Genomic DNA, 21,267 nt, shown 5'->3' with positions numbered 1-21,267 from the left:
TCATCGTGGTGCGCACCTTCCGGTCGTCTGATCCACCAGGTCGACAGTGAGCGGCGTACCGTCGGCACCGTCGACCTTCAGTGCGATTCCGCACAGATAGAAGTTGAAGAACGACCCGTACGAGCCGACTCGGATCAGCTGCTTGTAGTTCGAGGGCATGGACGCGAGAATCCGATCGAGCTCACTTTGTTGCTCGATCAGCGGATTCAGGCTTGCGTCCAGCTTCGACAGGTTTCCCGCGATGTCCGGGCGAACTCCGGCGAGGAGATCGGCGAAGGTGCCTGATGCGGTGTTCACACTCTCGACGGCAGTCCCGATCATCTCCCGGTCCGCCGCGAGCCCGCTGACCAGCTGTTGTAGGTGATCGAGAGTGTCACTGAACTGACCACCGCGGCTGCGCAATTCGCTGAGCACACCGTCGAGGTTGCCGATCACTCGACCGATCAGTTGGTCGCGCTCTGCGAGAGTGTTCGTAATCGATCCGGTGTGCGCCAGCACCGATGCCACAGTTCCGGACTGGCCTTGAAACACCTCGAGCAAGGACATCGACAACGCGTTGACCTGCTCCGGGTCCAGGGCTTGAAACAGCGGCTTGAAACCACCGAGTAGCGCATCGAGGTCGAGTGCCGGTGCGGTGCGATCGACGGGGATGCTCTCGCCCTCCGGTTGCGGTTCCGCGATCCCCGGATCGTCGAGCAATTCGAGGTATCGATTACCCACCAGATCCTGATATCGAACAGCGGCTCTGGTCGATACGGTCACGGTGTCACCCGTATCCACACTGAAACTCACGTGGGCACGGTGATTCCCACCGAATTCGACGGAGCCGACAGAACCGACCGGCACACCGGCGATGCGCACCTTGTCGCCGGCTCTGAGCCCGGAGGCGTTGACGAACTCCGCCGAGTACGACCTCGCCTCGCCACCTCGCATCTGGCCGAACACGAGGATCAGCCCGGCGTTGACGAGGATCATCACCAGAACAAAAATTCCGAACTTGACGGTGTACCCACGAACTTTCATCGGATCTCCGTCCCGAACAGGTAGCTCATCAGATCCGGAACCGTGTTCATCGGTTGCCCACCATTCGGCTGACGCTCGGGCGCAAACGGATTCACCCCGGTATCGGTCACCAGGTACGGCGCATTGATGTTCGGGTCGCGCAGTGGAAGGCCCATACACTGCGGGCCACCGGTTGCCGCGACCTTCGGGAGGTCGTCGGGATATCGGTACGGTTCGGTTCCGGCGATCAGACCGATCGACATCTTGATTCCTGGTTGTCCGTTGTAGGCGCCGTCGCCGATCTTCTTGCTCTCCTGAAGTCCGTGGAACATGCAGGAAATCACCGGGGAGTATTCCTCGAGCAGTGCGGTGGTCGGCCGCAGTAACGACAGAACGGTGTCGATACCGTCGGCGTTGGCTCCCAGTACATCTTCTCCGGTGCGGGCGACCCCGATCACGTTGAGCAAGAGGAGATCAAGATTCTGCTGCTCGTCGAGAACAGTGGTTCCCGTCGTCGTGAGCGAGTCGAGGGTGTCCATCAAGTCGAGAACAGCGTCGCGGTAGGTCTGTGTGACGGCTGGTAAATCCGTCAACACATGATCGAGAGCCTCACGTGCAGTGTTGAATTCGAGCAAGGAAGAATCTGCTTGTTCGAGTGCGACCCCGAGCCGTTCGCCGCGTCCTTGCAGAGCAGTCGAGAGGGCACCCAATGTCGAATCGAGTTTGCCCGGGTCCACCGTCCGGAGCACGGTGGTGAGTTTCTCGAACACCGTGTTCAGCTCGACGGTCACCCGGGATGCGTCGATCGTCGCTCCGGCGGCAAGTCGCGCACTACTCGGCTGCTCCGGCGAGGACAGGCTGACGAACTTCGCGCCGAAGGCCGTGTTCGACGTGATCGCCACATTCACGTTTGACGGAATCGATTCGAGCGCTTCGGGATCGATCGACAACGACAGTTGTGCGGTGGCGTCGTCAGTCGGCGTGATGGACTCCACCGAGCCCACGGTCACCCCGGCCATCTTCACCCGCACGCCCGGATCCATCACGAGCCCCGCGCGCTCCGCGATCACCGTGATCGGGACGCGAGCGACAAACACCTGGTTGAAAGACGCGACCGACAACGCGATGACCCCGACGATCGCCGCAGCCAAGCCCAGAGCAGCCAACTTGTAGCCGTATCTGTGCACGCAGTCCCCCTAACCGGACAGATTGAAGTTGCCGGAACCGCCGTAGAGCGCGAGTGAGACGAGCAGGGTCACCGCCACGACGCAGATCAGCGAGAGCCGAACCCCGCGGCCCACTGCAGTTCCCACGCCCGACGGTCCCCCGGACGCGTTGTATCCGTAGTACGTGTGGATCAGCATCACCAGTAGTGCCATCACGAGCACTTGAACGAAGGACCATGCGACGTCGACCGGATCGAGGAACGTCGTGAAGTAGTGGTCGTAAAGACCGGAGGACTGACCGAACAGCACGACCGTGGTGAATCGTCCGGCCAGAAATGATCCCACGAGCGCCAGTGAGTACAGCGGCAAGATCGCGATCATCCCTGCGGTGACGCGGGTGCTGACGACGTACGGGACCGAACTGATCGCCATCGATTCGAGGGCGTCGATTTCCTCACTGATGCGCATGGCACCGATCTGCGCGGTCGAACCTGCGCCGATCGTGGCCGACAGGCCGATTCCCGCGATGACCGGCGCAGCGATACGAACGTTGATGAAGGCGGAGAAGAATCCGGTGAGCGCTTCGACTCCGATATTTCCCAGTGAGCTGAAACCTTGGATCGCAATGGTGCCGCCCGAGGCGAGAGTCAAAAATCCTACGACCGCAACCGTGCCGCCGATCACTGCCAAAGCTCCGGTGCCCATGCTGATCTCGGCTACCAGCCTCAACACTTCTTTCGGGTGTTTGCGAATTGCCCACGGGATGTGAGCGATGGCGCGCGCGAAGAAGACAGCTTGTCGCCCGACGTCGTCGATCGAGCGTGACGTTCGAGCCACCCGCGCCCGCGTGCGTCCGAACTTGCCGATTTGTGCCAGCGAATCCGACAGCGTCACCTCGATCACCCCGCCGTCAATCGGATGCCGACCGCGGTGACGATGGTGTTGACGACGAACAACGCCATGAATGCGTACACCACCGTTTCGTTGACGGCCTCCCCCACGCCTTTCGGCCCACCCCGTACCGACAGTCCGCGATAGCAGGCCACCAATCCCGCCAGCATCCCGAAAAGTGCAGCTTTGACCATCGACAACGCCACCTCGGGCAGGCCGGTCAGCAACGTGATTCCCTCGACGAAGGCGCCAGGGTTCACGCCCTGGAGAAACACCGAGAAGGCGTAACCGCCGGCGATGCCGATGACGCAGACGAGTCCGTTGAGCAGCAAAGCCACCACGGTCGACGCGACCACCCGAGGAATCACCAGCCGAGTGATCGGATCGATCCCGAGCACCTCCATGGCGTCGATCTCTTCACGAATCGTTCTCGATCCCAGATCGGCGGCGATGGCAGTCGCGCCCGCACCTGCCACGATCAGCACCGTCACCACCGGACCGACCTGAGTCACGGCGCCGAGCGCGGCCCCGGCGCCGCTGAGGTCGGCGGCACCGATCTCACGGAGCAGGATGTTGAGCGTGAAACTCACCAGGACCGTGAACGGCACGGCCACCAATACGGTCGGCACGATCGACACCCGGGCGATCATCCAACTCTGCTCGAGAAACTCCTGCACCTGAAAGCGGGTGCGGAACAAGCCCACTGCGACATCGGCGCCCATCCGGTAGAACTGGCCGAGTTCGCGCATCGGGCCCGCAAGTGCAACTCTTCCGCTGTACACGTCAATGCCCCGAAGGACATGACGTGGAGTTGCCGTAGTCGACCTTGAATTGCTTGATCCCGTTGAGCCAACCGGACGAGAGCCTGCTCGGATCGCCGAGCTTGCTGATGTCGGGCATGTGATCGGCGATCTTGCCGAAGATCAGATCGACCTCCATTCTGGCCAGGTTGGCGCCGACGCAGTAGTGCGGCCCGGTTCCTCCGAACGCGAGGTGCGGGTTCGGGTCTCGGGTGATGTCGAAGACGTCGGGGTTCCCGAAGACGGTTTCGTCGAAGTTCGCCGAGCCGTAGAGCAGTACGACGCGCTGCCCCTTCGCAATCGCAGTGCCGGCAATCTGTGTGTCCACCACTGCTGTTCGTTGCATCGACGTCAGTGGCGAAGCCCAGCGGATGATCTCGTCCGCGGCGGTGCGCGGACGCTCGCGCTTGTACAATTCCCACTGATCCGGATGCTCGAGAAATGCCATCATGCCGAGTGTCGTTGCGTTTCGCGTCGTTTCGTTGCCCGCGACAGCCAACATGATGACGAAGAAACCGAACTGTTCCGGGGTGAGTTTCTGCCCGTCGATGTCGGCATGCACCAAGCGTGAGATGATGTCGTCGAGCGGTTCCTCCCGTCTCGCCTCAGCCAGTTGATAGGCGTAGCCCAGGATCTGCGCCGACGCCATCCGAGACTCGCCGGCGAGCGACTCGTCGTCGTATCCCGTCATCTGATTCGACCATTCGTACAGCTGACGGCGCCCGTCCTGCGGTACACCGATCAGCTCCGAGATCGCCTGCATGGGTAACTCGCTGGCGACCTGGCTGACAAAATCACCGCTACCTTCCGCCACGGCAGCCGACGCTATGTCTTCTGCCCGCGCTTCCAACCCGGCCCGCATCGCTTCCACCGACCGCGGAGTGAACAAGCGCGCCACCAACTTGCGCAGCTGTGTGTGCTCAGGGGCGTCCTTGTTGATGAGGACGTGTTTTGTCGCCTCCAACTCCTCCGCCGAGATATTGTCTTCATGCCGCGGAATGCAGCCGTTGACGTTGCTCGAGAACTCCTCGCTGCGCAACGAGACGTCGCGGACGTCTGCGTGGCGGGAGACAACCCAACAACCACCGTCGTGAAATCCGCCGGTACCCGGTTCCTGGGCGTTCCACCAGACCGGAGCGCATCGTCGTAGTTCGGCGAACTCGGCAAGCGGGACGCGCTCGCCGTACAGATGTGGGTCGGTCACGTCGAACCCGTCGGGAAGGTCGATCTCAGGCATTGCAGATGCTCCTTTACGGATGGGTGCCGGGTGCCGGGTGTTGCGTGTGAGCGCTAGTCGATCCGGTGGACCGGGTCGCTGTTCTGTGAGAACTCCTTGGCCCAGCGGTAGTCCGGCTTGCCGCTCGGCGCTCGAACGACCTCGTCGGCGATCCAGAAGGAACGCGGAATCTTGTAGCCGGCGAGGTGACTGCGGGCGTGCTTCTCGATGGATTCGAAATCCGGTTCCACACCGTCGCGGATGCGAAGCACTGCCGCCACCCGATTGCCCCACCGCTCGTCCGGAACACCGATCACTGTCGCGTCGTAGATGTCGGGATGGGCCTTCACCACGGCTTCGACTTCTTCCACGAAGACCTTCTCGCCGCCGGTGTTGACCACCATGTTTCCCCGTCCGAGGAGGGTGACCGAGCCGTCGTCCTCGATCCGCGCCCGGTCTCCGGTCACCACTGCCCGCGCGCCGTTCACCTCGCGGAATATCTCGGCCGACTTCACCGGATCGTTGTAGTAGCCGAGTGGAACGTTTCCGAGTTTCGCCAGCCATCCTTCGGCGCCCGAGCCCGGCTCCAACACTCGGTTGTCGTCGTCGACGACGACCGTGAATCTGTTGGCGCCCACTTTGGGTCCGCCACGCTGCTCGAGCCCTTTGGTTGCGAATCCGATTCCGCCGAAGCCTGTTTCGGACGATCCAACCGAATCGGAGATCATCAGATTCGGAAAGACGTCGAAGAACGCATCTTTGACCGATCCGGAGAAGAGCGCAGCGCCGGAGGCGAGCACGGCCAGGCTCGACGCATCCGGTTGCAATTCGTGATGGGCTTCGACCAGTGGACGGCCCATGGCGTCGCCGGTGATGACCATGACCTGCGGGCGATATTCGGCGACGACTTTCCAGACCTGTGCCGCATCGAACTTCGGTTCGAAGATGACGGTGTTTCCGGAGAACAGAGCGTTGAACGTCGGCATCAGTGCCGAGGTGTGGATCAGCGGTGGAAGCATGCACCACCGCATCGGTTCGGCTGCCGCGGCGCCACCGCGCGACTGCTGGTACTCGTCGGCGATCGGCTCACCCGAATAGAAGTCGTAACCGCCGGCCAATACGCGCCAGATGTCTTCCTGCCGCCAGACGACGCCTTTCGGTCGTCCGGTTGTTCCGCCGGTGTAGAGAACGTAGACGTCGTCGCCGGAACGCTCGGGAAAAGCATGTTCACCTACGCGCAGCGGGGATTGGTTGCCGAGCGCATCCTCGTACGCCACTGCCCCCGGAATCGACGGTTCGTTCCCGAGAGCGAGTTCGTCCGCCACCTCGATCACGTACTTGACCCGCGGCGCGGACACCAACGCCTCGGCGACCCGCTCAGCGAAACCACGATGGAAAACCAACGCCGTGAGATCCGCGTTCTCGTACAGGTAAACCAATTCGTCGCTCGTGTAGCGGTAGTTCACCGTGATGGGAACGCCGCGGATCTTGAAGGCCGCGAGGACAGCAACCATCGCCTCGATCGAGTTGTGCAGTTGAATACCGATGTGCGAACCGACACCTAACCCGACGGACTGGAAGTAATGCGCCAATCGGTTGGCCCGCTCGTCGAGCTCACGGTATGTCACCTCGTCGCCGGAAACGATCAGCGCGAGGCGATCGGGCATCGCATCGACGGAATGCTCGAACAGGTCTGCAAACGTGTACGCCATAGGTTGAGTCCTTCGGGTTCGGCCGGTCAGACGACGAAGAGAGGCAAGGGGATTCCGCGATCTTCGAATACGAATGCCGCGCCGGTACTGACCTTCGTGATGGCGACTTCGACGCATTCCGGAGCGGGAGCTTCGGTGATGTCGACGGCCAGAAGAAGCCCCGCGGCATCTTCGGCCACCACTCTCACGGTGAAGTGCGGATTCACGCCGCGGACCAAAGCTTGGAGAGGATCGAGGTGCTCGCTGCCGAGCAAGGTCGGCCAACCGCCGTCTCGGTCGACAAGAGCTTCTCGCGAGATCCGCAGCTCCAGAGCACCGCCGTCCTGTCGAATCTCGCTCTCCACATACTGCTTCGGATTCAGCAAGGGATGCACGGACAGGACCAATGCCAACGATTCCAGCGTCGAAGGAAGCCCGAGCGCATCTCGAATACGCTGTGCCGCAACTCCCGCGATTCCGGTCAATTGCTTTCGCGTGATCTCGCGAGCCTTGTCTTCGTCGGCACGGCGGCGAACCGCTGCCAGAAAGCCCAACGCCAACAGATGATGCTGCACGCAGATCTCCTCTGCGATACGAACCAAGGCTGATCGCGAGAAGTCGGAAAACCTCAGGTCGGACAACAACGGACCCGAGTAGTCCGCCCTACCGTCCCCACCGTGATCGATCGGGCTCAGCTCGACCGTCACCGCGGCGGTGCTTCCGATCTGCTCGGTGTACGCGGTCATCACGGGAGGCGTGTGCGACGGGTCGATGGACACGGTCCAGGCGCAGTGCGGATGTCGGTCGGCGGGCCTGCGCGGTGGTCGGTGAATCGGCCGGATCTGGGCGCGCGGGTTGGTCGCGATGGCCGTTGCATCGAAAGTCGGATCCTCGATGTCGTGACACATCGAGGTCACGAACTCATCGCCCAACGGCTCGACGTCCATGAGTGCTCCGCAATGGTCGAGCCAGAATTCACCGTGCAGCGGATCGTCGACCCGGTATCGGAAGTCCATGAACTGTGGAGGAGCGCCGATGTCGAGTTGTAATCCTTTGAAGATCGTCACGACGTCGTCGCCCTCGTATCCGAGAGCCTTCTGCATGCGGCGGGTGTACCAGGGGCTGGCCGACTCCCACTCCTCGACGGCCACCTGTGCCATACCCTCGCGTCCGAATTCGACGATCAGATGCGCCATGCCCGAGCGATCGATCAGCTGCCCGCACAGGAGCAACTCGGGCACCAGCACGGCAAGGTCGCGCTGCGAGAGTGCCTCGAAGGAATCGCGCACCGACATCGGACTCACCACAGCGAAACCGGCGCGGTGCCCACCGGATACCAGCCCGGTAGCGGGTCGCCCGAGATCGATCGCTGGATCCGGCCCTGCATCCCCTTCGAGAGAGCGTTGTTGCCGATCATCTCCATGAACAGTGCCGACACGTTCCCGAAGTCGAAGAAGTCACGCTGCCACGACCATTGGAAATCCCCGCCGTAGCGGAACCAACTACCACCGATACCGTAGACGGAGTAGTTGCTACCGTCCTCACGCTTGGCATCGGAAATCTGCTTCCACAAGCCGATCACGTTTCCGCTACGGTCGTCGATCACAAAGTCTTGATACGGATACTCCCAGCCTTCGAGGCCCTTCATCTCGAGACCGAGCGCGACTTCGCGAATCTCCTCGCGCCCCACCGCCATGAAATCCTGCTTGGGGCCGTAGTTCCACCCGTACGTGGCGTCCTCGGTATACATGTCCGCCAACGGTTTCCAATCGCCGGCGGCTTCGGCCTTTTTGTTCGCCTCGATCCAGCGTTGGACCATCTCGTCGAGCTCTGCGCGGTCGAAACCCGTCATCTGAACTTCCTCCCTCGAGCACATGAATTCGCTGCAATCAATCGACAATTCTCAGGGCGCCGGTCGGGCAGTACCTGACCGCCATCTCGGCTTCACCGCGGAGCGACTCGGGTGGGTCCGAGTCCAGAAGACTGACCTTCCCCCGCTTCGGGACGACAAAGATCTCCGGTGCCTCCAGCTCACACGCCGCATGGCCTTGGCACAGGTCGAGGTCGACTTCGACGTGCATGATCACCCCTCACGCCCGGGACGTGTTCGGCGCCGGTACCTCACCGCGCACGGCTGCTGCAACTGGACGACCATCTTGCTGTGGTCGTTTCGGTAGGATTCCGACGGCTGCGCCATCTCGAACTCGAAGTCCCGCAGCAGGATCGAGAAGATCGCTTTGAGCTGCATCTGGGCGAACGCAGCGCCGACGCAGCGATGCCGGCCGGCTCCGAACGGAATCCACGTCCAGCGGTTGACGATGTCCTCTTGATTCGGGTCGATGTACCTCCCGGGATCGAAGGTGTCCGGCCGGGGAAAGTCCTCGGCGATTCGATTGGAGATCGCGGGTGTCGCGGCGACAAGATGGCCCTCTCGGATCTCGAAGCCGCCCACTTCGAAATCTCCACGTGCCACCCGCAACAGGATGATCAACGGCGGATGCAGTCGAAGGGTTTCCTTGACCACAGCCTCGAGAACCGGAATCTGGCGCAGGGCATGAAAACTGATGTCGGCGCCGTCGGAGTACAGATTGTCGAGTTCGTCGACGACGTCCGTCATGGTTTCGGGATGCCGCAACATCTCGATCAGCGACCACGCTGCCGTGCCGGAAGTCGTATGGTGGCCGGCGAACATCATCGAGATGAAGATTCCGGTGATCTCGTCGGCACTGAACCGGAGGTCGCCGTTCTCGTCCTTGACCGAGACCAACACGTCCAACATGTCGCGGTCATCCTTGCCATGCGGAGGATTCGCGATGCGCCCGTTCATGATGTCCTGTACCAGAGCGACCAACGCCAACCGGGCCTCGTCGCGGCGGCGGAAACTATCGATCGGCGCGTACGGATCCACGAAAGCCAATGCATCCGTTCCCTGTTCGAGCTCGTGATACAGCTTGGCGAAGCTATCATCCAGTTCGTCGCGGAACTTCTTGCCGATCAGGCACGCCGACGAGGTGTAGATGGTCAGCTCGGCGAAGAAGTCGAGCAGATCGATCTCGCCTTCGTCTCCCCACTGCGCGACCATCGCCTCGACTTCGCGGCCGATCGTGGCGGCGTGCCCGCGCATCTGTTCGCCGCGCAGAGCCGAGTTGTGCAGCATCTCTTTACGCCGCTCCGGGCTGGCGTCGAAGACGACGCCTTCACCGAATATCGGCTTCATGAAGGGGTAAGCCGCTTGTTGGTCGAGATCCTCGTCGGTGGAGCGGAAGAAGAACTCGTTTGCCTCGGCTCCGGACAGCAAGATCACTGTGCGGTCGGCAAGTTGAAAGGCGCCGACGTCACCACATTCCTCACGCACCCGGCGCATGAGCGCTATCGGGTCGGTTCGCAGTTCCTCGAGATGCCCGTGCGGGAGATCCCCGCCGGACACCCGCGGCGGCTCTGGCAGTGTTCGCGACGTCTCTTGCACTCCGTGCGTCATGTCGTCTCCTGTGAGTTCGCAGTGGGAAGTTTGTCCAGTGGCGCCTCGGGCTGAACTTCGACGAGCACGATGTGTGCTCCTCGCGGCGCCGACACAACGGCGACGATGGCATTGGCGATGTCCGAGGCGCGCAGAAAGTAACCATGGCGGGCGAACCCCCACTTGCTCCACGATTCCCCGACCGGTCCGATGATCTCCGGCGTCGTGTCCATCCCCATGCCGGTCAGTGTCGGCCCGGGTCGCACGATCGACGCGCGAATGCCTGTTCCCTCGAGCTCCATTCGCATCTGACGCCCCATTGCCTCGAGCCCGGCCTTCGCTGCGTCGTACGCACCCATGAGTGGACGCTGGCGCTCGGCACAATCCGAGCCGATCAGTACGAAGTCACCGCGCTGTCGTTGCCTCATACCGGGGAGAACACGATGCGCCAATCGCTGCGCACCGACGAGGTGAACTTGGATCTGCCGTAGAAACGCCTCAGGATTCATCTCGTCCGCAGCCCCGAATTCGAGGTCTCCGGCACCGGAGACGACGATTTCCGCGGGGCCGTGGACTGCCTCTGCGGCCGAGACGAACCCGTCGACCGAATCACCGTCCGTGACGTCGAGGAAGTGGGCGAACGCTTCACCACCGTTGCTGCGGATCTTCTCGGCGATGGCTTCGCATTCGGCGACTCGACGCGCACCGAGTGCAACCGGATGCCCGAGTTCGGCCAGGGCATACGCGGTGGCTGTGCCGATTCCCGACGACGCACCACTGATCAGTGCCGGCCGGCGAACAGGATTGGGTTCGAAACGAGGCATCAGCGCACCTGCACTTTCACCGGCAGGGCCGCAAAGCCCCGGACATTTGTCGAATGAACACGCTCGATTCCGGACTCGACGACTTCGTAGTCGCTGACCCGACGCCCGAACTCCGCCAGGGCGATCTTGGCTTCGAGCTTGGCAAGGTGGGCACCGAGGCAGAAGTGCACGCCACCACCGAAACTCGCGAGTTTGCCCGACGAACTCCGGCCGATCTGGAAGCTGTCGGCATCGTCGAAGACGTCGGCGTCTCGGTTGGCCGATCCGATCAGGAGCAGGACCTTCTCCCCCGCCGGAATCGTGCGCCCGTGGTATTCGAGGTCGACAACCGAAGTCCGAGCCACGATCTGACTCGACGTGTCGTAGCGAAGAGTCTCTTCCACCCATTCCGAGGCTCGTTCGGGATCGTCGAGGACCGGTGCGATCTGCTCCCGGTGGTGCGAACCCCAGTACAGAGCGTTTCCGAGAAGCTTGGTCGTGGTCTCGTTTCCGGCCACGACCATCAGAAACATGAATCCGAGGATCTCCTGGTCCGAAAGCTTGTCTCCGTCGATCTCGGCGTCGAGCAAGGCCGAGGTCAGATCGTCCGTCCGCGATCGGCGACGCTGCGCGATCATCTCCTTGTAGTAGCCCATCAAACTGATCGAAGCCTCCACCGCAGGTTGCGGCACGTCGAGAACACCCGCCTCTCGATGCACCACCAGATCCGCCTTGCGCCGCAGTTCGGCTCGGTCGGGTTCGGGGACACCCATGAGTTCGGAGATGACGTCCATCGGCAGCTTTCCCGCCACCTCCGTAATCCAGTCGAACTCCCCCGCGCCCAGCGCGGGTATCAGATGTTGCTTCGTCAGTTCGAGTATCCGGCCGTCGAGCTCCGCAACACGCCGCGGTGTGAATCCGCGAGAAACCAACTGGCGCAACCGCATATGGCGGGGATCATCCATAGCGAGAAACGACATCACATAATGCGCGTGTGGACCGTAGGCTGCGGGGTCGAGTGATACTCCGTTTGCGCTCGACAGACGCTTGTTGTCCTTGAATCCGTCGACCACGTCCGCATATCGCGACAATGCCCAAAATCCCACGTCCGGATTGTGATACAGGGGTGATTCTTCGCGCAGACGCTTGTACGTCGGATACGGATCGTCGTGAAAGTGGTAGTCGTACGGATTGAAGACCACCGGATCGATCAAAGCTTCTGTCATGATTTCTCCAGGATCAGTAGAGCTGAGGCCTCGAGGCGTCCAGCGATTTGCGCGTAGGTTCCGTAGCCGATCCCTGCCCGCAGAAGCGCCCCGGCATAAAGCATTTCGAGCGCTTCCAACACTTCGGGTTCGCCATTCGGATCCAACGCCGAGGCGAGTCGTTGATGGATCTCGAGCCCGATCCGGCCGCGAAGATGTTCAACTTCAGGGTCGGATCCGAGCAGTGCATTGGTCACGGCGGCCGATACCTCCGGTTCGTCCGCGAGAAGCAGCGCGATATTTCGAAGTACAGACAGCACGTGCGCGGTGCGATCCAACCCTGAGCCATCAGGCGCCGACGAGTTCTGAAGTCTTCGCCAGAAAACCTCTGCGACGAGATGCTCCTTGGACGCGAAATACGTGTAGGCGGTCGCAGTTCCTACACCCGCTTCGGCCGCAACCGAACGGACAGTCAGCCCGGAAAACTCTTGTTTGCGTAGTACTTTCACTGTTGCTTCGGCAAGCCTGGCCACAGTTTCCGCCTGTTTGCCCGTGAGGCGCCTGCGAGTGGATTCGTAGACAATCGATCCCCCGCCACTTGAATCGCCCCGTTTGCTGGACACGTGTCTGGACGTTACTACAGCGTCCTGTCCAGGGCAACGAAATGGGGAAACTTGGAAAATTCACCACGAACAGGCAGCAGCGACGCGAAAAGTTCTACTACAGACCGATCTTCATCCCGGCACCAGCGTCCACGCGCAGTTGCTGGCCGGTGACGAATCGCGACTCGTCCGAGGACAGGTACACGACTGCATGCGAGATGTCCGCGGGTTCGACCCACGGGATCGGCATCGCCTGCATGAACGGGAACGTCACAGCCGCATCCTCGGCGGTCGGATTCTCGAGGTCGGGACGGAACGTCCGGTACATCGGCATGCTCTGCAACATGTCGGTGTTCACATTGGTCGGATGAATCGCGTTGACGCGAATGGAACTCGGCCCGAGGGTCAGCGCCAACGAACTGGTGTAGGCCTGAATCAGCTTCTTGGCCAGGCCGTATCCGTCGCCACCCGGACCCTGGAGCGCCTGTTGCCCGTTGAATCCGGTCTGCGGCACCAGACCGGCAACAGAGCCGATCGCGATGATCGAACCCCCTTCGCCGAGGTATTCCATCGACGCGTGCACTGTATTGACGACACCGAGAAAGTTCACATCGAAGGCGTCGACGAAACCGGCGGTCGACACGTGTTTGCCCAGCGGACAGATACCGGCGTTCGCCACGACGACATGCAATCCGCCCAACTGCCCTACCGCCTCGGCAAGTGCTGTTTCGAGTCCGGCGCGATCACGGACGTCGACACGCGCCGTCACCACCTGCTGCCCGGCCTCTTTTACCAGGCGAGCGGTTTCCTCCAGATCGGCAGGACTGGCGAGCGGGTATTCGTTGCTGGCGATGTCTGCGCACAGATCGAAGGCGATGATGTGCGCGCCCTCCTGCGCGAGACGGACGGCATGACTGCGCCCCTGACCTCGAGCAGCGCCGGTCACCAACACCACTTTTCCGTCAACTCTGTTCATTTCGACCTCTCTCCTGTGGATGTGAAGACGTGGTTGTGAATGTGCGGTGAACCGTAGCGGCGCCGCACCGGACACGAGGCGCTTTTCGTCGAAGCAGATCCGAGACCCTCTCGAGACTGCTGGGCTCTCGAAATCTCTTATGCCCCAGAAACCATTGCCTCAACCACAAGTGTGAACTAGAGTCCAGACACATGTCCAGAAAGAGAGGGTTTGCGCTATGACGCTTCGACCCGCAGACAGTTCTGCACTTCTCGTCGACGGAAAGCTGGTTCCTGGATCCGGCGGAACCTTCGAAGTTTTCAACCCGGCGACCGAGGAACTGATCGGCCGTGCGGCCGAAGGCACCGCCGCGGACATGGACGCGGCCATCGCCGCTGCGCGCCGTGCGTTCGACGACACCGAATGGGCACGCGATCACGGGTTTCGCGCTCGCTGCCTGCGCCAACTGTGCGATGCACTCCAGTCCCACATCGAGGAGTTGCGTGAGATCACCGTCGCCGAGGTCGGCGCACCGGTCATGCTGACGAGCGGTCCGCAACTCGAAGGCCCGATCGAAGATCTTCGCTACTGGGCCGATCTGATCGAAACCTATTCGTGGGAACAAGATCTCGGGCACGCGTCACCCATGGGGATTCCGACCCATCGCCGACTGCTCAAGGAAGCCGTCGGCGTCGTCGGCGCAATCACACCGTGGAACTTTCCGCACCAGATCAATTTCGCCAAGCTCGGTCCCGCCCTCGCAGCCGGCAACACCATCGTTCTCAAACCCGCGCCGGACACGCCCTGGTGCGCCGCGCTGGTCGCCAAGGTGATTGCAGAAGAAACCGAGATCCCGGCCGGCGTAGTCAACGTCGTGACGTCGACGGATCACTCCCTAGGCGCGCAGCTGTGCAGCGATCCGCGCGTCGATCTCGTGTCCTTCACCGGTTCCACCGCCACCGGACGCACAGTGATGGCCACGGCCGCGCAAACTCTCAAGAAGGTCTTCCTCGAACTCGGGGGTAAGTCCGCATTCATCGTCCTCGACGATGCGGACATCAAGGGTGCATGCTCGGTTGCCGCGTTCTCCGTCTGCGTTCATGCCGGTCAGGGATGCGCGCTCAGTACCAGACTTCTGGTGCCGCGCGCTCGGTACGACGATGCTCTGGCCGCGGCATCTGCCGCGATGGCGGGTATCCGAGCCGGCGACCCCAGCGCGCGCGGAACGGTGTGTGGCCCGGTCATCTCGGCGCGCCAGCGCGCCAGGGTGGAGAGCTACCTCGCCCTCGCGGTCGAAGAGGGCGGCACGATCGTGACGGGTGGGGGCCGTCCCGACGATCGCGAGAGGGGATTCTTCGTCGAGCCCACTCTCATTGCGGGGCTGGACAACTCGTCTCGCGTAGCGCAGGAGGAGATTTTCGGGCCCGTCCTCGTGATCCTTCCGTACGACAACGACGACGACGCTATCCGGATTGCCAACGATTCCCCCTACGGCCTGTCCGGGTCGGTGTGGGGCACCGATCCCGATCGCGTCGCGCACGTCGTTGCCGGTGTCAGAACCGGAACGCTGAGCGTCAACGGCGGCGTCTGGTATTCGGCCGACGCACCGTTCGGCGGCTACAAACAATCCGGGATCGGCCGCGAAATGGGCCTCGCGGGTTTCGAGGAATACCTCGAAACCAAGCTCGTCGCTTCACCTTCCTGACATTCCACACCCTCACCACAGGATCATCACCACGAAAGTAGGTCGACATGGGACGTTTCGACGGTCGCACCGCGATAGTCACCGGAGCAGCGCAGGGTATCGGAGAGGCGTATGCCCGCGCTCTGGCCGCGGAGGGGGCCAACGTGGTCGTGGCGGACCTCAATCGCGAACTCGGTGAAGCAGTCGCCAAGCAGATCAACGCGGACGGCGGAAATGCCGTGTTCAAGGACGTCGACGTCGCCGACGGGGAGTCGACTGCGGCACTCGCCGACTTCACGATCGAGCAGTTCGGCAGCATCGAGCACCTGGTGAACAACGCTGCCATCTACGGCGGAATGAAGATCGATTCCCTGTTGACGGTGGACTGGGACTACTACCGAAAGTTCATGAGCGTCAACATGGACGGCGCACTGCACGTGTGCCGGGCGGTCGTACCTCATATGCGAGCGAAGGGCGGTTCAATCGTCAACCAGTCCTCCACAGCAGCCTGGCTGTACTCGAACTACTACGGACTCGCGAAAGCCGGTGTCAACAGCCTGACACAACAACTCGCGACCGAACTCGGCTGGTCGAACATCCGGATCAACGCCATCGCTCCCGGTCCCATCGACACGGAGGCGACTCGAACCGTCACCCCCGGCAACATCGTCAAGGACATGGTGAAGCGAATCCCGTTGCAGCGCATGGGAACGCCGGAGGATCTCGTCGGCATGTGCCTGTTCCTTCTCTCCGACGACGCAGGCTGGGTGACCGGGCAGATCTTCAACGTCGACGGAGGCCAGGTGTACCGGTCATGACGCAATCGGCGCCGAAAGCCAGCGCTTCGAAAACCAGACTGGGATACATCGGCCTAGGCAACATGGGCGCGCCGATGGCGCAGCGCCTCCTGGACTGGCCGGGCGGACTGGTGGTGTGTGATGCCCGCGCAGAAGCGCTCGAACCGTTCACCGCTGCGGGCGCGAGCGCAGCATCGACGCCCGCCGACGTTGCAGCGCAGGCGAGCATCATCTCCGTCACGGTGCTCGACGACGCGCAGGTACGCGAGGTTGTGTGCGGGCCGCACGGGATTCTGTCGACCGCACAGCCAGGCACTGTCGTCGCGATTCACTCCACTATCTCGGACACCACGGCGGTGGAACTCGCTGACATCTGTCAACAGCGTGGTGTTCTGCTGGTCGACGCGCCGATCAGTGGCGGTGCCGGCGGCGCAGCGCAGGGCAGGCTGGCAGTGATGATCGGCGGCTCCGACGAGGCGTTCGAAGCCGTCCGCGAGCCCTTCGGATCCTGGGCCGAGCTGGTGGTTCACGCCGGTGACGTCGGCACTGGAACGCGAATGAAGCTCGCACGCAACCTTCTTCACTTCGTCTCGTTCACCGCCACGACCGAGGCCGCGCGACTCGCCGAAGCAGCAGGACTCGATCTCCGCACGCTCGGAAAGGTCGTCAGGCACACCGATGCGATCACTGGTGGCGCGGGCGCGATCATGCTCCGCGACACCACCGCACCGGTCTCGGAGGACGACCCGTGGTTCTCGATACTGCGGCATGTTCGCAATCTCGGGGAGAAGGACTTGGCCTTGGCCATCGACCTCGGTGATCGGCTGAATCTCGACCTGCCGCTCGCGCACCTTGCGCTCGCCGGACTCGGTGCCGGTCTGGGCGTCGGGAATGACAGCGAAGACAGGCCGGCCGAACCTTCAACGGCATCTACTACTCGGGAGCACGCATGACCGACACCACTCACATGACCGATGCCGGTGGAACCGACGAAAGCCGCATCTCCGAGGCCCGTGCTCGTGGCGTCGCGAAGATGAACGAGGTGTACGGCTGGGACCTTCCCGCCGACGTTCCCGGCGACTTCTTCGCGGTCACCGCCGACCACCTCTTTGCCGACATCTGGACGCGACCGGGACTGTCGGTACGTGATCGACGACTACTCCTGATCGGTGCCATCACCGCCCAGGGGCAGAACGATGTGGCGAAGATCCAGATCAACGCTGCTCTCCACAACGAGGAGTTGACCGAGCAGCAGTTCGAAGAGGCCGCAATCTTCCTGTGCCACTACGTCGGCTGGCCGCTGGCCACCGGGCTCAACAATGCGCTGATCGCCGTGAAGGCCGACAGACGTAAAGCCGCGCGCGCCAAGGAGAAGGCCGCGGCCGATTCCGCGAAAACGGACACCGACTGACTTTCGGTCGAGATACTGCCATCAGGGCATCGATCACACCCACCGATTCCCCCACCAATCAACCAGAAGAGCGAAGGATCCGAATCCATGGCCGAGGCCAGCTCAATCCGTCCGCAGTCCTCCGCAAACATCGAGCAGTGGCACTTCGAGGCTGACGTCGTCGTCGCCGGCTACGGCATTGCCGGAGTGAGTGCTTCGATCGAGGCCGCGCGAGCGGGCGCCGACGTGTTGGTGCTCGAGCGCACGAGCGGCTGGGGCGGCGCTGCGGCGCTGGCAGGCGGATTCATCTATCTGGGCGGCGGGACCCCGTTGCAGCAGGCACTCGGGTTCGAGGACTCCCCCGCCAACATGAAATCGTTCATGATGGCCGCACTCGGTCCCGGCGCCGACGAGGAGAAGATCACCGACTACTGCGAAGGCAGCGTCGAGCACTACAACTGGCTCGTCGACAACGGTGTGCCGTTCAAGGAGAGTTTCTACGGCCAACCCGGCTGGGAAACACCCTTCGACGACGGACTCATGTATTCCGGCGGCGAGAACTCGGCACCGTTCAACACGATCGCGACACCGGCCCCTCGCGGGCACGTTCCACAGATGAGCGGCAAGCGCACCGGGGAGAAGGGCGGTGGTTTCATGTTGATGAAGCCACTGATCGAGACGGCCGAAAGCCTCGGCGTACGAGCAGAATACGACATGCGAGTCCAGCGCCTGGTCGTCGACGGAGATCGAGTGGTCGGCATCATCGCCAAGCAGTACGGCAAGGAAGTGGCAGTTCGAGCACGCACGGGTGTCGTTCTGGCGACGGGAAGCTTCGCCTACAACGAAGCGATGATCCAGTCGTACGCCCCACGGCTGATCGGGCGCCCCGGTGCGGCTATCGAAGAGCACGACGGAAAGTCCATCCAGATGGCGCAGGCTCTCGGGGCCGACCTCGCGCACATGGACGCCACCGAGGTCGCATTCTTCGGCGACCCCCAGTTGATGATCCGCGGCATTCTCGTCAACGGACGCGGCCAGCGCTACGTCAACGAGGACACGTACCCGGGAAGAATCGGCCAGGAGACGCTGCTGCGCAACGAGAATCAGGCCTACCTGATCATCGACGAAGCTTCCTACGAAGAGGGCTGCGCCGCCGACAGTTCCACACCGTTCTTCAGATTCCAGCCCAAGTGGGTGGCCGAGACCGTCGAGGAACTCGAATCCGACATGGGTCTGCCGGAAGGCACCCTCCAGTCGACCGTCGAGGTCTACAACCGCCACGCCGCCCGTGGTGAGGACCCGGTACTGGGAAAGAAGAAGGAGTGGGTCAAGCCGATCGGCTCACCCGTCGCTGCGCTCGATCTTCGCAATTTCACCGCCGGATTCACGCTCGGCGGCCTGCGCACGTCGATCAACTCGGAGGTCATCCACGTCTCCGGCGAACCGATCCCGGGTTTGTTTGCCGCTGGACGCTGCACCGCCGGCGTCTGCGCTGGAGGGTACGCCTCCGGAACGTCCCTCGGAGACGGCAGCTTCTACGGGCGACGCGCCGGAGTCAGCGCTGCCAAGGGCTGAGCGTCTCTTCTCAGATGTCAGCGTCCTCGCTGCGACGTTCGAGGAACAACGTGTCACGCCACCGCCCACCCAGTTGAGCGATACGCGAGCGAGTGCCGACGACTCGGAATCCGACGGCCTGGTGCAAGGCGACGCTTGCCCGGTTCTCCGGGAAAATCGACGACTGCACTGTCCATATCTCACTGGCGTCGGCGGCTTGCACCTGTCGGCGAAGCAGCAGCTTGCCCACGCCGCGCCCGCGAGCGCCGCTACCGATGTAGATGGAGTTCTCGGCGACCCCGCGGTAGCAATCACGCGAGGACACCGGGCTGAGGCTCGCCCAGCCTTCGACGCGGCCGTCGATCTCGGCCACCCATCGATGATCGGGTAACCATTGCGCGTCGAGCTTCTCGGCGGATGGCACCGAGGTGGTGAACGTCGCGGTTCCGGTGTCGATTCCTTCGCGGTAGATCGAGCGAACGGCATCCCAGTCGCCGGATTCCATGCGGCGCACCACCACGTCATCGGGAAGAACTCCCAGTGTGTCTTCGACCGGACCACGAGCAGCCACGACGGCGGCCGCTGCCATCAGATCGGAGTATGCCGTTCCGGCAACACTGACAACCGAAGTGCCTTCACGCACCGAAGCCTCGACAAAACCGACCTCGATCAAGGCCTCGAGGTGGGCACTCAACGCCGACGGCTCGAGTGATGCGGCGTGTGCAATCGTGTCGACGTCGATCGGACCGCCGGCAGCAAGTCGGAGCACTCGCAGCCGCGTCGGATCACCCAGGCACGCAAACCTGCGCGCAAGTACGTCGGTGTCGAGGGGAGCGAGTGTTTCTGAACTCATGAGGCGACTATAACGCCGCTGACCTGCAGTTCGGTCGGCTAGGTTCGGCAAGAGCGTCCCGGAGTGAGAAACAACTCAGCCACCGACCCCAGGGTTCGCCGGCTAACGCGCACCGATCGACGCGGCAATCATCGACCACGAGTTGTGAAGATCGTCCTGCCAGTAACCCCAAGAGTGAGTGCCAGTTGCCCGGAAATCATAGGTGGCCGGGATGCCCAAGGAGTCGAGCCGCTCGGCCAAACGCTGGGTGCACTGGTTCGTCCCGGCCTCGATGACTCCACCCACGATCACCTGGTTCGCCAGAACGCCGAGGTCGCCGTTGACCATCGGTCCGCCCAGATTCTCGTGTGGGCCGGGCAGGCCCGATCCATTGCTGATGTAGAGGTCGACCCCCCGCAATCTCTCGGCGTTGACCACAGGATCGTTGGCTACCCAGCCCGGACCGCCGGGAGGACCCCACATGTTGTCCACGTTGCCGCCGCGGAATCCGACCACGAATCTCACGTAGTCCTGACCGGGTTGAGTACTCGTCTCGGCACACCCGCTGAAAGCACCGACGGCACGGTAAACGGATGGCGCCGCCTCGGCCAGGCTCAGAACCGAGGTACCTGCCATCGACAATCCGGCAACGGCATTCGTACCCGTAGTCCCGAGCGTGGCATCGACGATCGGTGGCAACTCCTGGGTGAGAAATGTGGTCCACTTGTTCAGTCCGAGAACAGGATCGGGCTTCTCCCAGTCGGTGTAGTAGCTGTAGGCACCGCCGATCGGGGTGACGACGTTGACGTTCTTGTCGCCGAAGAAGTCGACGACGTCTGTCCGTGTCTGCCACGTCGCCGTGTCCTCGCCTCCGCCGGCGCCATTGAGTAGATAGAGGGTCGGCCGGGGCGCACTTGTGTCTGCCGGCCGAATCACCTCGAGCGGAATCACCTTGTCCATCGCAGCCGAGTAGACGTACATAGTCAGCTGACGGGCGTTGATATCCTCGACGTGATCGAGAGCTGAACCGCCTGAAGGGGATGTCGGGGCCGGGTCAGCCGAGGCCAACGCTGCTTCGCCGAACAGTCCCGTCCACGCGACGAGGGCGACGACAAGCATTGCCCGAGTACGTCCGATTCTTCTCATTGCCGCTCCTCGTGCTCGATTGCGGTGCCCGGCAACAGCTCGGTGGCGCTCGCTTCGCGGGCGTGCGGCTTGGTGG

At 62.5% G+C, this 21,267-nt stretch carries 21 protein-coding genes; 5 read left to right on the top strand and 16 right to left on the bottom strand.

What is annotated here, in order from left to right; genetic code table 11:
* From GN300_RS29090 to GN300_RS29025, 14 genes are all read right to left on the bottom strand, one after another.
* Complete coding sequence (locus tag GN300_RS29090) at nucleotides 1-1,023, bottom strand: MCE family protein (RefSeq protein WP_063316095.1); 1,023 nt, start codon at nucleotides 1,021-1,023, stop codon at nucleotides 1-3.
* Nucleotides 1,020-2,189: an MCE family protein gene (locus tag GN300_RS29085; RefSeq protein WP_063316096.1), complete on the bottom strand. Its 1,170-nt coding sequence runs from the start codon at nucleotides 2,187-2,189 to the stop codon at nucleotides 1,020-1,022. Before GN300_RS29085 ends, GN300_RS29090 begins: the two co-directional genes overlap by 4 nt.
* Nucleotides 2,190-2,198: 9 nt before the next feature.
* Nucleotides 2,199-3,071: an ABC transporter permease gene (locus GN300_RS29080; protein ID WP_003944051.1), complete on the bottom strand. Its 873-nt coding sequence runs from the start codon at nucleotides 3,069-3,071 to the stop codon at nucleotides 2,199-2,201.
* A complete protein-coding gene (locus GN300_RS29075; RefSeq protein ID WP_030536769.1) occupies nucleotides 3,068-3,808 on the bottom strand; it encodes an ABC transporter permease in 741 nt (246 codons plus the stop codon). Before GN300_RS29075 ends, GN300_RS29080 begins: the two co-directional genes overlap by 4 nt.
* Before the next feature lie 34 nt (nucleotides 3,809-3,842).
* Nucleotides 3,843-5,096 carry a cytochrome P450 gene (locus GN300_RS29070; protein ID WP_007728658.1) on the bottom strand — a complete coding sequence of 418 codons (1,254 nt, stop codon included), beginning with the start codon at nucleotides 5,094-5,096 and terminating at the stop codon, nucleotides 3,843-3,845.
* A 53-nt stretch (nucleotides 5,097-5,149) separates the two neighbouring features.
* Nucleotides 5,150-6,787, bottom strand: a complete 1,638-nt coding sequence (locus GN300_RS29065; RefSeq protein WP_007728656.1) for an acyl-CoA synthetase — start codon at nucleotides 6,785-6,787, stop codon at nucleotides 5,150-5,152.
* Between the two features lie 26 nt (nucleotides 6,788-6,813).
* Nucleotides 6,814-8,061, bottom strand: coding sequence for a hypothetical protein (locus GN300_RS29060; RefSeq protein ID WP_082845766.1), 1,248 nt, complete (start codon nucleotides 8,059-8,061; stop codon nucleotides 6,814-6,816).
* A gap of 5 nt (nucleotides 8,062-8,066) precedes the next feature.
* Nucleotides 8,067-8,618, bottom strand: a complete 552-nt coding sequence (locus GN300_RS29055) for a hypothetical protein (RefSeq protein WP_007728648.1) — start codon at nucleotides 8,616-8,618, stop codon at nucleotides 8,067-8,069.
* Between the two features lie 37 nt (nucleotides 8,619-8,655).
* Complete coding sequence (locus GN300_RS29050) at nucleotides 8,656-8,847, bottom strand: ferredoxin (protein WP_020907945.1); 192 nt, start codon at nucleotides 8,845-8,847, stop codon at nucleotides 8,656-8,658.
* A 2-nt stretch (nucleotides 8,848-8,849) separates the two neighbouring features.
* Entirely contained in the window at nucleotides 8,850-10,244 is a 1,395-nt protein-coding gene (locus GN300_RS29045) for a cytochrome P450 (protein WP_063316098.1), read from the bottom strand.
* The gene (locus tag GN300_RS29040) at nucleotides 10,241-11,047 is read right to left on the bottom strand and encodes an SDR family oxidoreductase (protein ID WP_003944110.1); all 807 of its coding nucleotides are present in this window, start codon (nucleotides 11,045-11,047) and stop codon (nucleotides 10,241-10,243) included. The genes GN300_RS29045 and GN300_RS29040 overlap by 4 nt, the downstream gene beginning before the upstream one ends.
* Complete coding sequence (locus tag GN300_RS29035; protein ID WP_003944019.1) at nucleotides 11,047-12,252, bottom strand: cytochrome P450; 1,206 nt, start codon at nucleotides 12,250-12,252, stop codon at nucleotides 11,047-11,049. Before GN300_RS29035 ends, GN300_RS29040 begins: the two co-directional genes overlap by 1 nt.
* Nucleotides 12,249-12,815, bottom strand: coding sequence for a TetR/AcrR family transcriptional regulator (locus GN300_RS29030; protein ID WP_024487471.1), 567 nt, complete (start codon nucleotides 12,813-12,815; stop codon nucleotides 12,249-12,251). Before GN300_RS29030 ends, GN300_RS29035 begins: the two co-directional genes overlap by 4 nt.
* Nucleotides 12,816-12,951: 136 nt before the next feature.
* Complete coding sequence (locus GN300_RS29025; RefSeq protein WP_047272231.1) at nucleotides 12,952-13,809, bottom strand: mycofactocin-coupled SDR family oxidoreductase; 858 nt, start codon at nucleotides 13,807-13,809, stop codon at nucleotides 12,952-12,954.
* A gap of 217 nt (nucleotides 13,810-14,026) precedes the next feature.
* Between GN300_RS29025 and GN300_RS29020 the strand changes: the two genes are divergently transcribed.
* The 5 genes from GN300_RS29020 (at nucleotide 14,027) to GN300_RS29000 (ending at nucleotide 19,234) form a co-directional block, all read left to right on the top strand.
* The gene (locus GN300_RS29020) at nucleotides 14,027-15,493 is read left to right on the top strand and encodes an aldehyde dehydrogenase (protein WP_003944082.1); all 1,467 of its coding nucleotides are present in this window, start codon (nucleotides 14,027-14,029) and stop codon (nucleotides 15,491-15,493) included.
* Nucleotides 15,494-15,540: 47 nt separating this feature from the next.
* Nucleotides 15,541-16,290, top strand: a complete 750-nt coding sequence (locus GN300_RS29015; RefSeq protein ID WP_063316099.1) for an SDR family oxidoreductase — start codon at nucleotides 15,541-15,543, stop codon at nucleotides 16,288-16,290.
* Entirely contained in the window at nucleotides 16,287-17,222 is a 936-nt protein-coding gene (locus tag GN300_RS29010; protein ID WP_063316100.1) for an NAD(P)-dependent oxidoreductase, read from the top strand. The genes GN300_RS29015 and GN300_RS29010 overlap by 4 nt, the downstream gene beginning before the upstream one ends.
* Entirely contained in the window at nucleotides 17,219-17,680 is a 462-nt protein-coding gene (locus GN300_RS29005; RefSeq protein WP_082845752.1) for a carboxymuconolactone decarboxylase family protein, read from the top strand. Before GN300_RS29010 ends, GN300_RS29005 begins: the two co-directional genes overlap by 4 nt.
* 87 nt (nucleotides 17,681-17,767) lie before the next feature.
* On the top strand, nucleotides 17,768-19,234 hold the full coding sequence (locus GN300_RS29000; protein WP_050656861.1) for an FAD-dependent oxidoreductase: 1,467 nt from the start codon (nucleotides 17,768-17,770) through the stop codon (nucleotides 19,232-19,234).
* Between the two features lie 10 nt (nucleotides 19,235-19,244).
* Here GN300_RS29000 and GN300_RS28995 read toward each other — a convergent pair whose 3' ends face one another.
* Nucleotides 19,245-20,066 carry a GNAT family N-acetyltransferase gene (locus GN300_RS28995; RefSeq protein ID WP_003944042.1) on the bottom strand — a complete coding sequence of 274 codons (822 nt, stop codon included), beginning with the start codon at nucleotides 20,064-20,066 and terminating at the stop codon, nucleotides 19,245-19,247.
* A 102-nt stretch (nucleotides 20,067-20,168) separates the two neighbouring features.
* Nucleotides 20,169-21,191: an alpha/beta hydrolase family protein gene (locus GN300_RS28990; RefSeq protein WP_063316101.1), complete on the bottom strand. Its 1,023-nt coding sequence runs from the start codon at nucleotides 21,189-21,191 to the stop codon at nucleotides 20,169-20,171.
* Nucleotides 21,192-21,267: the final 76 nt, after the last annotated feature.

The sequence above is a fragment of the Rhodococcus sp. Ni2 genome (assembly GCF_021352185.1).
Taxonomy (GTDB): domain Bacteria; phylum Actinomycetota; class Actinomycetes; order Mycobacteriales; family Mycobacteriaceae; genus Rhodococcus_F; species Rhodococcus_F qingshengii.
The sequence above is the reverse complement of the archived record's forward strand: the minus strand, read 5'-3'. Positions and strand labels throughout refer to the sequence as shown.

Excerpts from the sequence above, each read along its gene's own strand:
- GN300_RS29090 (WP_063316095.1), bottom strand. The coding sequence starts at position 1,023 with ATGAAAGTTCGTGGGTACACCGTCAAGTTCGGAATTTTTGTTCTGGTG.
- GN300_RS29075 (WP_030536769.1), bottom strand. The coding sequence starts at position 3,808 with ATGCGCGAACTCGGCCAGTTCTACCGGATGGGCGCCGATGTCGCAGTG.
- GN300_RS29070 (WP_007728658.1), bottom strand. The coding sequence starts at position 5,096 with ATGCCTGAGATCGACCTTCCCGACGGGTTCGACGTGACCGACCCACAT.
- GN300_RS29065 (WP_007728656.1), bottom strand. The coding sequence starts at position 6,787 with ATGGCGTACACGTTTGCAGACCTGTTCGAGCATTCCGTCGATGCGATG.
- GN300_RS29060 (WP_082845766.1), bottom strand. The coding sequence starts at position 8,061 with ATGTCGGTGCGCGATTCCTTCGAGGCACTCTCGCAGCGCGACCTTGCC.
- GN300_RS29055 (WP_007728648.1), bottom strand. The coding sequence starts at position 8,618 with ATGACGGGTTTCGACCGCGCAGAGCTCGACGAGATGGTCCAACGCTGG.
- GN300_RS29050 (WP_020907945.1), bottom strand. The coding sequence starts at position 8,847 with ATGCACGTCGAAGTCGACCTCGACCTGTGCCAAGGCCATGCGGCGTGT.
- GN300_RS29045 (WP_063316098.1), bottom strand. The coding sequence starts at position 10,244 with ATGACGCACGGAGTGCAAGAGACGTCGCGAACACTGCCAGAGCCGCCG.
- GN300_RS29040 (WP_003944110.1), bottom strand. The coding sequence starts at position 11,047 with ATGCCTCGTTTCGAACCCAATCCTGTTCGCCGGCCGGCACTGATCAGT.
- GN300_RS29035 (WP_003944019.1), bottom strand. The coding sequence starts at position 12,252 with ATGACAGAAGCTTTGATCGATCCGGTGGTCTTCAATCCGTACGACTAC.
- GN300_RS29025 (WP_047272231.1), bottom strand. The coding sequence starts at position 13,809 with ATGAACAGAGTTGACGGAAAAGTGGTGTTGGTGACCGGCGCTGCTCGA.
- GN300_RS29020 (WP_003944082.1), top strand. The coding sequence starts at position 14,027 with ATGACGCTTCGACCCGCAGACAGTTCTGCACTTCTCGTCGACGGAAAG.
- GN300_RS29015 (WP_063316099.1), top strand. The coding sequence starts at position 15,541 with ATGGGACGTTTCGACGGTCGCACCGCGATAGTCACCGGAGCAGCGCAG.
- GN300_RS29010 (WP_063316100.1), top strand. The coding sequence starts at position 16,287 with ATGACGCAATCGGCGCCGAAAGCCAGCGCTTCGAAAACCAGACTGGGA.
- GN300_RS29005 (WP_082845752.1), top strand. The coding sequence starts at position 17,219 with ATGACCGACACCACTCACATGACCGATGCCGGTGGAACCGACGAAAGC.
- GN300_RS29000 (WP_050656861.1), top strand. The coding sequence starts at position 17,768 with ATGGCCGAGGCCAGCTCAATCCGTCCGCAGTCCTCCGCAAACATCGAG.
- GN300_RS28995 (WP_003944042.1), bottom strand. The coding sequence starts at position 20,066 with ATGAGTTCAGAAACACTCGCTCCCCTCGACACCGACGTACTTGCGCGC.
- GN300_RS28990 (WP_063316101.1), bottom strand. The coding sequence starts at position 21,191 with ATGAGAAGAATCGGACGTACTCGGGCAATGCTTGTCGTCGCCCTCGTC.